The 15,245-nt window shown below is 56.9% G+C and carries 10 protein-coding genes and 2 tRNA genes; 11 read left to right on the top strand and 1 reads right to left on the bottom strand.

Annotated elements, in window-relative coordinates; translation table 11 throughout:
• Positions 1-151: 151 nt before the first annotated feature.
• Positions 152-222, bottom strand: a tRNA-Gln gene (locus AC1EKE_RS00915).
• Positions 223-335: 113 nt separating this feature from the next.
• Here AC1EKE_RS00915 and AC1EKE_RS00920 point away from each other — a divergent pair.
• The 11 genes from AC1EKE_RS00920 (at position 336) to AC1EKE_RS00970 (ending at position 15,087) form a co-directional block, all read left to right on the top strand.
• Positions 336-408 (top strand) — tRNA-Lys (locus tag AC1EKE_RS00920).
• Between the two features lie 203 nt (positions 409-611).
• Positions 612-3,719, top strand: a complete 3,108-nt coding sequence (locus AC1EKE_RS00925; RefSeq protein ID WP_480307603.1) for a glycoside hydrolase family 2 TIM barrel-domain containing protein — start codon at positions 612-614, stop codon at positions 3,717-3,719.
• A gap of 121 nt (positions 3,720-3,840) precedes the next feature.
• Entirely contained in the window at positions 3,841-6,531 is a 2,691-nt protein-coding gene (locus AC1EKE_RS00930) for a calcium-translocating P-type ATPase, PMCA-type (protein ID WP_480307604.1), read from the top strand.
• A gap of 350 nt (positions 6,532-6,881) precedes the next feature.
• Positions 6,882-7,913: a YitT family protein gene (locus AC1EKE_RS00935; protein WP_296163944.1), complete on the top strand. Its 1,032-nt coding sequence runs from the start codon at positions 6,882-6,884 to the stop codon at positions 7,911-7,913.
• A 6-nt stretch (positions 7,914-7,919) separates the two neighbouring features.
• Positions 7,920-8,969, top strand: a complete 1,050-nt coding sequence (locus AC1EKE_RS00940) for a porin (RefSeq protein ID WP_296163945.1) — start codon at positions 7,920-7,922, stop codon at positions 8,967-8,969.
• Between the two features lie 163 nt (positions 8,970-9,132).
• Positions 9,133-10,536: a TerB N-terminal domain-containing protein gene (locus AC1EKE_RS00945; protein WP_296163947.1), complete on the top strand. Its 1,404-nt coding sequence runs from the start codon at positions 9,133-9,135 to the stop codon at positions 10,534-10,536.
• Between the two features lie 285 nt (positions 10,537-10,821).
• Entirely contained in the window at positions 10,822-11,301 is a 480-nt protein-coding gene (locus AC1EKE_RS00950) for an Hsp20/alpha crystallin family protein (protein WP_480307605.1), read from the top strand.
• Positions 11,302-11,478: 177 nt separating this feature from the next.
• The gene (locus tag AC1EKE_RS00955) at positions 11,479-12,201 is read left to right on the top strand and encodes a cell division ATP-binding protein FtsE (protein ID WP_296164738.1); all 723 of its coding nucleotides are present in this window, start codon (positions 11,479-11,481) and stop codon (positions 12,199-12,201) included.
• A complete protein-coding gene (locus tag AC1EKE_RS00960) occupies positions 12,198-13,547 on the top strand; it encodes an aspartate kinase (RefSeq protein ID WP_480307606.1) in 1,350 nt (449 codons plus the stop codon). The genes AC1EKE_RS00955 and AC1EKE_RS00960 overlap by 4 nt, the downstream gene beginning before the upstream one ends.
• On the top strand, positions 13,540-14,424 hold the full coding sequence (gene menA, locus AC1EKE_RS00965; RefSeq protein ID WP_480307608.1) for a 1,4-dihydroxy-2-naphthoate octaprenyltransferase: 885 nt from the start codon (positions 13,540-13,542) through the stop codon (positions 14,422-14,424). Before AC1EKE_RS00960 ends, menA begins: the two co-directional genes overlap by 8 nt.
• Positions 14,425-14,571: 147 nt before the next feature.
• Positions 14,572-15,087, top strand: a complete 516-nt coding sequence (locus AC1EKE_RS00970) for a copper resistance protein NlpE N-terminal domain-containing protein (RefSeq protein ID WP_480307610.1) — start codon at positions 14,572-14,574, stop codon at positions 15,085-15,087.
• Positions 15,088-15,245 lie beyond the last annotated feature (158 nt).

Here is a 15,245-nt window from a genome sequence, read left to right on the forward strand (position 1 = left end):
CCGATATTAGTGTTGACTAATACCGGTAAAAGAATTCCCTAATATCGGTATTAGACCAAGGGTTGAGCCGGAGACACTTACACTGCCTAAAATCTGCACTAAAAAAAGAGAGCACCTCGGGCTGACCGAAGTGCTCTCGTGCAACGGAGAGTTGGAGTACGGGGATTCGAACCTCGACAGACAGAACCAAAACCTGTAGTGCTACCATTACACCATACTCCAGTCTGATGTTGGCGCAAAGGTACTGAAAAAGGGGCAAGAGGGCAAGGATAGAATCTTGGCACGTGGGCAATTTTTTGCTACCTTTGCGACGTCTACGGATGTTTTCATCCACTGGTTCGCTAGCTCAGTTGGTAGAGCACAACACTTTTAATGTTGGGGTCTCGGGTTCGAGCCCCGAGCGAGCCACAGGCAAGGAGAGAGCTGACATTAGTGTCAGCTCTCTCCTTTTTGTCTCTCCCACATAGCCCACCCACTTAGCCGAATTAAGTCCATCCTCAGGGCTGTTATTACTCAAAAATGTCAGTTAATAGAGTTATATTTGCTAACCGAGGACCTTGGAAAAAAGGTCTGTAGGGACAGAATTGAGTACCACCTTAGCATTCAACCTTATGAAGTCAAAGATATTAGGTGTCGCCATAAGTGCTCTCCTCAGCATCGGAGCAGGTGCACAGACCTTTATGGAGTGGCAGGATCCGGCTGTCAATGAGATCAATCGCCTACCGATGAGGGCACGCTTCTTCCCCTACGCCTCGGAGCAGGAGGCGAGGGTGGACGACCCGCTACGCTCCAGCCGCACCCTGTCGCTCGAGGGCGAGTGGAAGTTTGTCGCCACAAGGGATGTCAAGGGGTACCCCACCGACTTCATGAAGCCGGGCTTTGATGACAGAGACTGGCGGACGATGCCCATCCCGGGACTGTGGGAGAAAAATGGTGTCTGCGACCCGATGTACCTCAATGTCGGCTACCCTTGGCGCGGGCACTTCAAGAATCAACCTCTCGCCAAGGAGCCGGTGCCCTACAAGGACAATATCGTCGGCTCCTACCGCCGTGAGATCGTCGTGCCGGCTGACTGGAGTGGCGAGGACATCACACTCTACATCGGGGCGGTCAGCTCCTGCGCTTATGTATGGGTGAATGGCGACTTCGTGGGCTACACGGAGGATGGGAGACTGGAGGCGGAGTTTGATGTCACCCCATTCATCAAGCCGGGGGAGACGAATACGATCGCCTTCCGCGTCTTCCGCTGGTGCGATGGCACCTACCTCGAGGATCAGGATATGTTTCGCCACACGGGATTTCACCGCGACGTCTATCTGTACGCCCGTCCTAAGTCCCACTTGGCAGATATTACGATCACACAGGACCTGATCAATGACTACAAGGACGGACTGCTGGCTCTCCGGCTCAAGTCTGTAGGCTCTCCCAGGTACGAGCTTTCTCTCACCGACGCCCTCGGGCAGAGGGTCTGGGAGCGCTCGCTGCCGGGCTTCAGCGTCAATACGATCCGGGCCATTATCCCTAGTGTCGCAGCCTGGACCGCCGAGACCCCCAACCTCTACAAGCTTGAGATCAAGAGCTTCGTCGACGGAGAGCTCTCCGAGGTGTCTCGCTTCGACATCGGTTTCCGCAACATTAAGATCGAGGACACTCTGCTCAAGGTAAATGGCAAGCCAGTCCTCATCAAGGGTGCCAATCGCCACGACACCGACCCCAATACCGGATGCATCGTGTCGCGCGAGCGTATGCTGGAGGACGTGAAGCTGGCCAAGCAATTCAATATGAATGCCATCCGCACATGCCACTACCCCAATGACCCCTACTTCTACAAGCTCTGCGATGTGTATGGACTCTACGTCTGTGCCGAGGCTAACCTTGAGTCCCATGGCATGGGCTATGGAGCGGAGTCTCTCGCCAAGCAGCCGGAGTGGGTGGTCCCGCACGTGGAGCGAAACGTCCGTCACGTCGCCTCAAGAGGCATCCACCCCTCGATCATCATGTGGTCGATGGCCAATGAGGCCGGAGATGGGCAAAACTTCACCGTTGCCCGATCTGCAATCAAGAAGCTCGACACCAGTCGCCCGATCATACTCGAGCGTGCCATTGATGGTCCCAATACCGATATCTATGGGAATATGTACCGTCGTCCGAGTGAGCTCGTGGAGTATGCACAGAGCCATCCTACCAAGCCCTACATCCTCGTGGAGTACGCTCACGCTATGGGGAATAGCCAAGGGTGCATGACCGACTATATGGATCTCTTCCATACCTATCCGGTCCTGCAGGGCGGCTTTATCTGGGACTTTGTTGACCAAGCGCAGTATATGCAGAAGCCGGATGGCACCACCGTCAGAGGCTATGGTGGCGACTGGAACGACTACGACCCGAGCGACAACAACTTCTGCGACAACGGACTCTTCGACTGCACCCGCATGCCTAAGCCCAATGCGGTGGAGGCAAAGTACGCCTACCAGCCGGTCCTTACCACAATGGAGGGAGGACTCTCTCTCGGGCGTGTCACACTCCTGATCAAGAATGACAATGACTTCCGTCCGCTTGACTACCTGTCCCTCAATTACGCCATCACTGTAGACGGGCAGGAAGTGCAGTCCCGCTCTATGGCCTGCCCTGCCGTCAGGCCCGGTGAGACAGAGCGACTGGAGATCGAGCTCCCGTCCATCGATGCCACCGGCAAGGATGTCTTCCTCAATGTCGAGTACCGCACACTGGAGGTTCAGCCACTCATCCCCGCCGACCACCTCGTGGCGCGCAATCAGCTCACGCTTGCAGAGCATACCGAGCGGATGCTCCCACTCGGTCAGTATGGCTATGTGACTATGGAGGACAGCTCGGATCAGACGATCTACTTCTTGGTCAATCACGACTGCGTCGTCACCTTTGATAAGAAGAGCGGCTTCCTCACCGGCTACAGTATGGGAGACAGTGAGTATCTAGCAGAGGGGTCTGCCCTGAAGCCATCCTTTTACCGCGCCCCCACGGACAATGACGAGGGTGCCGGTCTCCAGCGGAAGTGGCAGGCGTGGAGAGATCCGGAGATGAAGCTTTCCTCGATCAGCGCTGAGGTGCTGAGCGGTCGCGGCCATGTGGTGACGAAGTACGACCTGCCGGGCGTACAGTGCGACCTGACGATGGAGTACACGATCGATGTAGACGGAAAGGTCTACGTTTCTCAGAAGCTCGATCCCCGCAGCAGCGAGAAGGATATGCCGGAGATCTTCCGCTTCGGTCTACAGATGGAGATGCCTGTCGCCTACAGCCAGATCCACTACTACGGTAGGGGTCCGATCGAGACCTACCCCGATCGTAAGGCCAATGCCTTCATCGGCTGGTACGACCTCGCCGTCAGCGACGCCTACTTCTCCTACGACAGACCTCAGGAGAGCGGTCTCCACAGCGATCTCCGCTACTGGTCTGTCGTCAATGAGCGGGGCGAGGGGCTGGGCTTTGTGTCGGGCAAGGACTTCTACGCCTCCGCCCTGCCCTACAGCACCACGCAGCTGGAGGACTTCCCCGAGAAGGCACAGCACCACTCCGAGCAGCTGATCCCGAGTAAGGATAGGGTCTTCCTCCATATCGATGCAGAGCATCTCGGCCTCGGGGGCATTGACTCCTGGGGATCCATCCCTCCGGAGCGGTGGCGCCTGCCCTACGGCAGCTATAGTCAGGAGATCTGCCTCTTCCCCGTGGCAAGGCGCTGACCGGCGATACCTACGAGGAGCCTCATCCGCGGATGGGGCTCCTCTTTTTTTATACTAAAAATAGTGTAAACTGAGGGGTTTGGGTACCTTTGCTGAGCATTCATCCATCACTTAGGATACTATGAGCGAAAAGATATACTACGGTATGACCGAAGACGAGGTGGCGAAGGATCTCGACACCTCGACAGAGCAGGGACTCTCCCCGGAGGAGGTGCGGCGGAGACTGGAGAAGTACGGACACAATAAGCTGAGGGAGAAGAAGCGGACCCCGCTCTGGAAGATATTCCTGAGCCAATTTAAGGACACCCTCGTGCTCGTCCTGATCCTCGCCGCCATCGTCACGGCCGTGATCGCTATTGTCGACAAGACGAATAACTTCACCGACAGCTTCATCATCCTCGCCATACTGATCGTCAATGCGGTCATCGGCACGATCCAGGAGCATAAGGCGATGGTCTCCCTCGACTCGCTCAACCGCATGAGTGCCCCCCACAGCAAGGTAATCCGCGGCGGCAACATCACTGAGATAAGCTCTGAGGAGATCGTCCCGGGAGACGTGGTGGTGCTCGATGTGGGCGACATCGTGCCCGCTGACATACGGCTGACCGACTGCGTCAATCTCAAGATCCAGGAGGCGGCTCTCACCGGGGAGTCGGTCTCCAGCGACAAAAGTGCCGACCCACTGCAGGCTGACCCTGACTTGCCCATCGGTGATCGCTCCAATATCGCCTTCTCCACCGGACTCGTCACCTATGGCCGCGGTAAGGGTATCGCCGTGGCGACCGGTATGGAGACCGAGGTGGGACACATCGCCGAGATGCTCTCTGAGACTGAGCAGCAAGAGATGCCACTCCAGAAGCGGCTCAATCAGCTCGGCAAGGTCCTCGGCTTCCTCGCCCTCGGCATCTGCGTACTGATCTTTATCCTCGGCGTCCTCTATGGTCAGCACATCCTCGACATGCTCCTCATGGCAGTCTCCCTCGGCGTGGCCGCCATCCCAGAGGGACTGCAGGTGGTGGCGACGCTCGTCCTCGCTATGGGCGTGCAGCGACTCGTGAAGCACAATGCCATCGTCCGTACCCTGCCCTCCGTCGAGACTCTCGGTAGTACCTCCATCATCTGCTCCGATAAGACCGGCACCCTGACGCAGAATAAGATGACCATCACCCACGCCTGGCTACCCGGTGACGAGATGATCGCCATAGACGAGACAGAGGAGTTGTCGGAGGCGACCGAGGAGAGCCTGAGTATGCTCCTCGAGGTGGGATCGCTCGCCAACGAGGCGCACCAGTCTGATGACCCCGATGCGGAGAGTCCCTACAGCGGTGACCCAACGGAGATCGCCTTCCTCGAGCTCGCCAATCATCGGGACGGGATGAGCAAAAACGATCTCGAGGCGAAGCACCCGCGCCGCGCCGAGGTCCCCTTTGACTCCGAGCGAAAGATGATGTCCACCATCAACGCCATGGAGGGGAAAGAGCTCCGCACCAATGTCAAGGGCGGTACCGATGAGGTACTCTCCCGCTGCAGCCACTACCTCCGCTCGGGCGAGCGTGTCCCGCTGACCGATGAGGTGGCGGAGGAGATCCGCTCAGCCAATGTCCACATGGCGGAGGAGGCGCTACGGGTACTTGCTGTCGCCTATGCCGACATTGACTCACTCCCTGCAGAGGAGACCTCCGAGGCGGTGGAGAGAGACCTGACCTTCGTCGGTCTCGTGGGGATGATCGACCCGGCTCGCCCGGAGGTAATCCCCGCCGTAGCCGAGTGCCGCACAGCCGGCATTAAGCCTGTGATGATCACCGGTGATCACCAGGTGACCGCCTCTGCCATCGCCCGACAGATCGGGATCCTCGAGGAGGGCGACCGGGTAACTAACGGCACCGAGCTGGAGAAGATGAGCGACGACGAGCTCTACGACCTCGTCCCCCACTGTGCCGTCTACGCCCGTGTGGCACCGGAGCATAAGGTACGCATCGTCAAGGCGTGGCAAAAGCACGACAAGGTGGTCGCCATGACCGGTGACGGGGTCAATGACGCTCCGGCACTGAAGCGAGCCGACATCGGTATCGCCATGGGTATCACCGGCACTGAGGTCTCCAAGGACGCTGCCGACGTGGTGCTGACGGACGACAACTTCGCTACGATCGTCAATTCAGTCCGCGAGGGACGTCGCATCTACGACAACATCGTCAAGTCGGTCCAGTTCCTCCTCACCTCCAATATCGGCGAGGTGATGCTGATCCTGATCGCCACGATCTTCAACCTCGGTAATCCGCTACTTCCGATCCATCTCCTCTGGGTCAATCTCGTCACTGACAGCCTGCCCGCTCTCGCCATCAGTCTCGATCCCCCGGCAGAGGGGATCATGAAGCGCCCTCCGATCGATAGCGAGAAGGGCTTCTTCACACGCGGCTTCATCTGGCGAATGTGCTACCAGGGACTGATCATCGGGCTACTGGCCCTTGTCGGCTACCTGATCGGAAGGAGTGATGGCGGAGTCGAGCTAGGACAGACGATGGCCTTCATCGTCATCTGTATGGCTCAAATGCTCAACATCCGCAACCTCCACTCCAGCACGTTACCGAGCTGGCACACCTCACCCTTTAAGAACATGCCGCTCTTCTGGGCACTGCTCGTCTCCACACTGATGATGGCGGCGGTGGTCTTCATCCCGGGCGTCAACGACATCTTCCACCTCGAGATGCCCGATCCGAAGCACTTCCTGATAGTCCTTGGGCTGATGTTTGTCCCGATCGTGATCGTCAACCTCTTCAAGCTCCTCGGCATCAATACCATCAAGGGAGAGTAAATCCTCCCCACATATCTCCGAGAGAGGGACTGTCCACGCAAGGCTGTATGGACAGCCCCTCTTTTTGGCAAGGGACCAGATGGTCCTTATTAAGGCGCAGTGCACTTTTCTTAGCGCTACAAATGATTTTCGTAACAGTCGGGGAAAAGCAGACAAAGGTCCGACCAACTGAGGTGAGAAAGGGATAGGACCACTTCATCTGGGAGCAAAGTCGGAAATTCGCACTCCTACACACCCGGCTGAGAGTCCAAGAGATAGCGATTATTACGAGAGGAAATAGGTACATTTGCGCAGTTCTTTTGAGAAAAGACCTTATCTAATCCAAAGAGACCCTTTATTCAGCAACAAAGATGAGTAACACCGTACCACCCTCGGGGGAGAGGACCGACAAGTGGAAGCGTGCGCTTGACGCAACGGTCCGGACACTCAAGACGACTAAGTTTTGGTCCGAGCTATTCATTATGACGGCAGCGGTATTCATGTGCGCCGTGGCCATCCACTTTTTCCTTTACCCGAGTGGGATCATCACCGGATCTGCGACAGGAGTGGCGATCGTCTTTAATCGTCTTATGCCGGGCATCACGACAGGCAACTTCATCCTGATCATCAATGTCCTACTCCTTATTGTCGCCTTCATCATACTGGGGCCGGAATTTGGCGCCAAGACGGTCTACACATCGATCATCCTCGGTCCCTTTGTCGACTTCCTGGCTGACGTGGCACCGTTAGAGAGGTCTCTCTTTGCCACAGAGATAGCCGGGACGATGTACTCCGATCTCTGGTCGGATGCACTGTGGTTTGTCCTCATCATCGGCATCGCTCAGGCGATCCTCTTCTCCGTCAATGCCTCGACCGGGGGACTGGACATCGTGGGGAAGATCATCACAAAGTATACCCATATGGCGATCGGCACGTCGGTGGCGATCGTGGGGATACTCTCCTGCTTCACCGCACTCCTCACCAGCTCTCTCGGCAACGTGCTTATGGGCATCTTAGTCACCTGGATCAATGGACTGATCATCGACTACTTCATGAGCAAGATGAGCACAAAGATCCGCGTGATGATCGTCGTCGATGACCCGACGAAGACCAAGGACTACATCCTCCATACGATCAATCGTGGCGTCACGATCCACGAGGTCTATGGTGGCTATACGGGGAAGAAGAAGTATCAGCTGGAGACGGAGCTGGATCAGAAGGACTTCACGAAGTTGCGGCAGTACCTCAGCACCACGACGGAGAATACCTTCGTCACCGCCGATCCGGTGAGCGACGTCTATGGGATCTGGAGGGAGAAGCCGCACCTCAAGCAGCTGGAGGAGGAGGCTGAGGCTGAGAACACGGTGACCATCCCCAATAGTCACCGCATCAAGCCGGAGTAAATCCCGATGGATAAGACTGTACTGCGACCACTCCTTGCGCTCCTCACCCTACTCTGTCTAGCCCTGCCCTCAAAGGCGGAGGGACGCAGGCTAGACCCGATCCACATTGATCTAGAGGCGCGGGGAAGCTACCACCTGGACTACGTCGCCGGCACTCTGGATGGGGGACGGACAGGATTTAGGGGCGACATCTTCAATTACATCATGTGGGGCGAGCTGGCGCCAAAGCTGGAGTACAAGGCTCGTGTGCGGCTCAATGGCGTCAATAGCGACTACTCCTTCTTCGACGCCACAGACTGGCTCTACCTCTCCTACAAGCTGACCGACCGCTTGTCCCTGCTGGCGGGCAAGTGGACGATCTACGTGGCGGGCTGGGAGCCGGAGCTGGCTCCGATAGACTGCTTCCAGCTGTCGGTCTTCCTCTACCACATCCCCTGCTACGCCTGGGGCGTGACCGGTTTTTACACCCTCCCGGGGGAGAAGGACACACTCGGAGCGCAACTCTGCGAGAGTCCATTCCGTCGCGAGTGGCAGCAGAAGTCTGGGACGCCGGCAAGTATGTATGCCTATAACTTCTTCTGGGAAGGGGACCACGGATGGTACGACCCGCTCTGGTCAGCCAATGTGATCGAGTACCAGCCTGGGAAGTTCATCAACTACCTCTACCTCGGCAATCGATTCAACATCGGCTCTAAGACCGAGCTGGACCTTGACCTTGGGAATAGAGCGACCTTTGGACAAAAGCCATTCTTCTTCTCCGACTACTCACTCACCGCTCGGCTGAAGTACTACCCCTCTGACTACCTCAAGCTGATCCTACGAGCCGGCTACGATACCAATAAGAGCGGCCTCGATGCCGACTATGTGGTGACCAACGGGACCGAGATCAGCCAGGTGGGCTGCGGGGTGGAGTACTTCCCCTACGGAGACAACCGCCTCAGGCTGCACGGCAATATCGGCTACGCCTTTGGCACCAATACACACCCCGAGGCGGCGGTGCTGGACCGGGAGATGCTCCTCGATATGGGGCTCACTTGGAGGATCCATGCCAAGTAGTCAATCGCGTGTAGTCATTTTTATTATCTTTGTGACATAGTGTGGGGTAGCGACCTCCACCAACCATTACGAATATAGCACAGAGCGACCTCCCGTCTTCTACTCACAACCGGACAGGGGACAGGGTGATCGCAGATAAGTAACCACTTAGTGAATCAACAGCATGAATTTCCTAAAGAAACTCTTCGGCGTCGGCAGTGACAACAACGACAGCAAGGACGATGACCGTCGCCGGGAAGAGAGACGCCCCGAGCCCTCTGCCACGGCCGAACCTAAGCCGCAGAGGAGCGAGGCAGGGCGAGAGAGGTCTCAGCGCCCCTCACGTCGCCGTAGCAACAACCCCGATGAGAGAAGAAATCAGCAGCGCCGCAAGCCCTCAGGCAATGAGCGGAGACTCAAGCCCGACAGCGAGACCGGTGAGGACAGCCGCCGCAGAGGCAGATCAGGGGACAGCAGTCGCCGTGGTCGCCGTCCGGCAGACCGGCGAGGCGAGCGGAGAAGCCGCATTGAGGAGAGACCCCGCGCCACCGAGCTATCAGAGTATGTACTGAGCACAGCAGAGGTGGTCCACGACGAGGAGCGCGACAAGTGGCGCTCACTCGACTTCCGTAAGCTGGACACCGTGATCCCCGAGAGGACCTTGGCACAGGATCACCCCGATGATCTCGACCTGCCGGAGCCGATGCGTCAGGCGATCAGAGAGTCCCTCGTCTGGGTCTCCTACGACAAGGAGCTGCCGGAGATCAGCTACGACGAGGAGGGCAATAAGCAGGTCGGAGGGACTGAGGAGCAACAGCGTCAGCCCTACTTCCTCGAGCCGAGTACGATATGGACCGAGGCGCCGATCAGCGAGGGCGACGGCGGGCGACTGAAGTACTCCCCCTCCTACCTCGAGCTCACTCCGGAGCAGAGGTATGAGTACCTCGACTGGCTCACCTGCAAGGACAAGAGCGGCAAGTGGGGCTACGTCTTCCTCTACTACAATGGACTGGAGCGCCACCTCCTGCTAGGTGACCTCGATCGCGCCGTGGACGAGATCGTAAAGCTCCGGGAGACATTCCCTTGGCAGCACAAGTTGATCAACGCCTCCGAGTACGCCGTGATCAACTCCTGCTTCGCTCGTCGCCGCAGAGATCTGCTCCAGAAGCTGATCGATGAGGGCGCCTTCACCGGCATATCACTCCTTCAGATGACCATCTCTTACGAGAGCGATGTCAATCTCGGAGCTGAAGATCTGCTCAATATCTTCTACAAGCTCTATCCCGAGGCTCGCACCGCCCTCCATCACGACCGCGACCGTCTCAGGACGCACGTGGAGAATGCACTGAATAAGCTGACCCTCTACGATGGCCTCCCGATCTATCGCTACCCGATCGACGAGGTGAAGACGAAGAACGAGCACCGTTTCCTCAACGACTCTTTCCCTGAGTACCTGCAAGGCTGCGTGATGCCGGACTTCTACTCCCTGGATCCCTTCCGCAACGACGTGGACCTGATCTTCCACACCGCCTTTGACGCATACAAGGCGGAGAACAGCGATATGCCGTCCGACGAAGCCGAGGAGTAACAATCGGTCTTTTCCCACTCTACAAAGGTCCTCCTGCAGTGTTGCAGGGGGACCTTTGCGCTTGACACATCGCGTAGTGAGACAGATAGTCAGGCGGGATTGTCAGCCGGCAGGACAGCTGTGGCTGACACCTGACAGGAGGCGTACCTCATCCTGTCAGCCTGCTTACCTAATCGTCAGACCGCCGGTGATGGTGCCTATCTTGCCACACTCATAGTGTCAAGGGCGGCACAGCCCGAGGCAATCAAGAGTAGAATAGTAACAGTAAAGCAAAAGGATAAGATTATGACACGTACAGGATTTGATCTCTTCAACGATCTCTTTTTCAACGACAACTTCCTCCGTCCCTACTACAGCACCACGCGCGGAACCTCCAGCCCCGCGACCAACGTGATCGAGGAGGAGGATGCGTACAAGCTACAGGTATCGGCACCCGGCTTCACGAAGGCGGATGTGGATGTGAAGCTTGACCAGGACGGCAACCTCGTGATCTCGCTGGACAAGAAGAGCGAGGAAAAGACGGCCAACACCGATGAGGATAAGGCCACAGACTCCAAGCAGTTGGCTACGACCGACCAGAAGCCGGTACACTACCTCCGTCGGGAGTTTTACCACCAGAGCTCGATGCAGCGCTTCTCCCTCCCTGAGGATGCGGACGCTGACAGCATCCGAGCCAAGATGGCGGACGGCATCCTCGAGGTGGTGATCCCCAAGGTAAAGCCTGAGGAGAAGCCGAGCATCGAGAGAGCCATCAGCATCGACTAAGCGAGAGCTAAGGTTAGAGAAAAGCTTTGGTAAAGCAAAGGGACTGCATAGAGAGCACAACTCTCTGTGCAGCCCCTTTGCTTTAGAGTCTCGCGAGCCGTTCCCACAACAGAATGAAAATCGCTACCTTTGCCTAAGATCCTCAGTAGGACTCATACTATACAGCAATCAATGATTATGGCTGAAAACTCTGTACTCGAGTATCGCGACGTCACCATCCGCCGGGCGGAGAATGTCATCATACGCCACACAGACCTTCAGATCAATGCGGGCGACCTCGTGTATCTGATCGGACGCGTGGGGTCGGGGAAGTCTACACTGCTCAAGACGATATACGCTGACGTGCCCATCAGCGATGGAGAGGCACACTTCGGGAAGTTTGACCTAAGACGGATCAAGAGACGTCAGATCCCCTACCTGAGGCGCGAGATGGGGATCATCTTCCAGGACTTCCGGCTGATGCACGACCGCACGATCGAGGACAACCTAAGCTTCGTCCTCCGCGCCACAGGCTGGTCTGATAAGCGAGAGATCAGCCACCGGATCGATGAAGTGCTGGCAAATGTGGGTATGGACCACAAGGGCTACAAGCTCCCCCACGAGCTATCGGGCGGTGAGCAGCAGCGTATGGTCATCGCTCGAGCCCTGCTCAATAAGCCCAAGCTCATCCTCGCTGATGAGCCGACAGGAAACCTTGACCCGGAGACCGGGGACCAGATCTTCCAGCTATTCCGGAAGATCACCGAGAGTGGCACAGCCGTGATCATGAGCACACACAATTACGAGATGATGCGGAAGTATCCCTCCCGGATCCTCAAGATCGAGGACGAGCAGCTACACGAGATGACCGTCCGCACACCGGTGGAGGAGCCGAAGGAGCAAGCGAGTACAGAGAGATGAGAGATTTCTCAGAGCTGATAGTCATGAAATTTGGCGGCACCTCGGTAGGCTCCGCCGATCGCATCAAGTATGTCGCCTCGCTGATCGAGGACGACCGCTTCAAGATCGTGGTCCTCAGCGCCATGAGTGGCGTCACCAATACGCTGGTCGAGATCAGTGACCACTTTGCCCACTCCAATGTCCAGGGCGCACTCAGCCTGATCGACGAGCTGGAGCAAAAGTACTACCACACCATCGACACGCTCTACGAGAGCAAGGAGTCGCAGACACTGGCAAAGGTCTTCGTTGATGAGAAGATGAGCTTCCTCAGGAGCTTTGAGACGGAGCGACTCTTCAGTGACTACGAGACCAAGCAGGTCCTGGGTCAGGGCGAGATTATCTCCGTGCGGATGATGGAGCTCTACCTCAGGGAGCAGGGGAAAAATCCGATCCGGCTGAGCGCTCTCGACTTCATCTGCACCGACCAGTATGGCGAGCCGGACTTTCCACGCATACAGGACCGCCTCCTGCAGACGATGGCCGACTACCCGACGGAGACGCTCTTCCTCACTGAGGGATACATCTGCCTCAATGCCTACTCCGAGATGGACAACCTCAAGCGAGGTGGCAGCGACTACACCGCCACCATCATCGGCTCCGTCCTTGATGCCAAGGAGATTCAGATATGGACCGACATTGACGGGATGCACAATAACGACCCTCGTGTCGTGGAGCACACCCGACCGGTGAGGACACTCCACTACGATGAGGCGTCCGAGCTGGCCTACTTCGGTGCCAAGATCCTCCACCCCTCCTGCATCATCCCCGCCAAGATGGCAAATGTGCCGGTAAAGCTCCTCAGCACTATGGAGCCACAGGCAAAAGGGACCCTGATCTCCAACCGCATGGACGAGGGTGCACTCAAGGCTATCGCCGCCAAGGACGGCGTCACCGTGCTGAGGATCCGTAGCACAAGACTGCTGCTCTCCTACGGCTTTCTACGCAAGGTCTTCGAGGTTTTTGAGGCAAATAGGACCCCTATCGATATGGTCACCACCAGCGAGGTGTCGGTATCCGTCAGCATCACCGACACAGATCGACTGGAGGACATCCTCGCCAATCTCCGACGCTTCAGCACCGTCACCCTGGATTACCCGATGACCATCCTCTGTATTGCCGGTGACCTCAATTGGAAAAACGTCGGCTTTGAGTCCCGTGTCATCGAGGCGGTAAAGGATCTCCCGGTACGGATGATCTCCTTCGGTGGGTCGGACCACAACGTCTCGGTAGTGGTGCGGGCGGAGGATAAGGAGCTGGCTATGAATCAGCTCCACAAGCACCTCTTCTTAGAGCCGGAGGATGAGTAACCGACTCAGCACCTGGGTCTACGCGACACGACCTCACACCTTGGGTGCATCCATTGCACCTATGCTGGTGGTACTGGGAGCACTGATCGCTGAGGGAGTATTTGACTTCCTGCCCTACCTCTGCGCCCTACTTGTTGCCCTATCGGCGCAGATCACCAGCAACTTTGCCAACGATTACTTCGACTACAAGGGGGAGAAAGACACCGACAAGAGGGTCGGCTTTCGCCGAGTACTGGTGACCGGCGAAGTGACCCCTCGAGAGATGCTGACTGCCATGCTGATCTCCACTGGGATCACCATCCTCTCCGGCATCGTGGCAGTGCTACTGACGGGAGCGTGGTGGCTTATCGCCGTGGGGCTGCTGGTGCTGGTCGGCGTCTACGCCTACTCCTACGGTCCCTATCCCCTCTCCACCCATGGACTGGGAGATGTGGCGGTGGTACTCTTCTACGGTATGACACCGATCCTTGCCACCTATGGGGCCATCGGTGGTACCCCGCCACTCTACCTCCTCCTTATGTCGGTCGGCATAGGAATCTGGGAGGACAATATACTCGTCTGCAATAACTACCGGGACTACGCTGAGGACAGGGAGAGCGGCAAGCGTACGATCATCGTCCGTATGGGGGAGCACTTCGGTCCCACAATGTACCTCCTGAATAGCCTCCTCACAGTGATACTCTTGGCCATCGGGATCCGCCTTGCCACCGAGAGCTGGGGACTGACCGCTATAGTGCTGAGTATCGCCCCTCTCGTCGCTGTGCTCACCGTCTACATCTACCGATGGCACGGCTCGGAGCTCAATAAGCTCCTCAAGTACACCAATATTGTCTCCCTGGTGATCGGTCTGCTGCTTCTTATCCTCCAGGTACTGTGATAGATGCGGAGAGAAAAAAGTTTCCGCAAATTTTTATACGTAATTCAAAATCATTGCTTACCTTTGCACAATAGTTGGTTCATCAGCTAAGCACCAGCTACAGAATAAGCAAGGCTGAGTTTTATCACTATTACAAATAGTTTTATCATGAAGAAGATTTTCGCAATCGCATCAATCGCACTGGCACTCGGACTCGGTCTGGCTGCTTGCGATGGTAAGCAAAGCAAGGAGGATGCAGCTCTGGCACAGGCCAAGGCTGACTCTCTCGCTGAGGTAGCCCGTCAGGACTCTATCGCCGCTGTACGTGCCGCCGTAGCTGCTCCCTATGTAGGCACCTACGAGGGCGAGCTGCCTGCAGCAGACGCCTCCGGTCTTCGTACCGTATTTGTAGTTACCCCCGAGGGTGGCTACACCTACGACCAGGCTCTCATCAGCGATGGTGAGCAGAAGTTCCATGACAATGGTACCTTCACCATCGATGAGAACGGCATCATCGTCCTGATGAGCCAGATCAATGAGGAGACCGCAGCTACCCCCTTCATCCGTATGCAGAAGGATGAGCAGGGCAACCTGATCATTGTCAATGCCGACGGCACCCTCCCCGAGGATGTAAAGGCTTACACCCTCGTCAAGAAGGCTGAGGTCGCTGAGACCATGGAGTAATCCACAGACCTTGGTCGGATGACCAACAAAAAGAGGGATGCGTCCGTGTCGGATGCATCCCTCTTTCTTTGGTCATTGGGCAAAGAGATCACCTGCCGAGACGCCTTGTTGCTCCCTCAGTCCTCACACCCGGTGGAGGGCCTTCTCAGTCACCCTCA

The organism is Porphyromonas sp. C0041D3 (assembly GCF_056590575.1).

Excerpts from the sequence above, each read along its gene's own strand:
- AC1EKE_RS00925 (WP_480307603.1), top strand. The coding sequence starts at position 612 with ATGAAGTCAAAGATATTAGGTGTCGCCATAAGTGCTCTCCTCAGCATC.
- AC1EKE_RS00930 (WP_480307604.1), top strand. The coding sequence starts at position 3,841 with ATGAGCGAAAAGATATACTACGGTATGACCGAAGACGAGGTGGCGAAG.
- AC1EKE_RS00935 (WP_296163944.1), top strand. The coding sequence starts at position 6,882 with ATGAGTAACACCGTACCACCCTCGGGGGAGAGGACCGACAAGTGGAAG.
- AC1EKE_RS00940 (WP_296163945.1), top strand. The coding sequence starts at position 7,920 with ATGGATAAGACTGTACTGCGACCACTCCTTGCGCTCCTCACCCTACTC.
- AC1EKE_RS00945 (WP_296163947.1), top strand. The coding sequence starts at position 9,133 with ATGAATTTCCTAAAGAAACTCTTCGGCGTCGGCAGTGACAACAACGAC.
- AC1EKE_RS00950 (WP_480307605.1), top strand. The coding sequence starts at position 10,822 with ATGACACGTACAGGATTTGATCTCTTCAACGATCTCTTTTTCAACGAC.
- AC1EKE_RS00955 (WP_296164738.1), top strand. The coding sequence starts at position 11,479 with ATGGCTGAAAACTCTGTACTCGAGTATCGCGACGTCACCATCCGCCGG.
- AC1EKE_RS00960 (WP_480307606.1), top strand. The coding sequence starts at position 12,198 with ATGAGAGATTTCTCAGAGCTGATAGTCATGAAATTTGGCGGCACCTCG.
- menA (WP_480307608.1), top strand. The coding sequence starts at position 13,540 with ATGAGTAACCGACTCAGCACCTGGGTCTACGCGACACGACCTCACACC.
- AC1EKE_RS00970 (WP_480307610.1), top strand. The coding sequence starts at position 14,572 with ATGAAGAAGATTTTCGCAATCGCATCAATCGCACTGGCACTCGGACTC.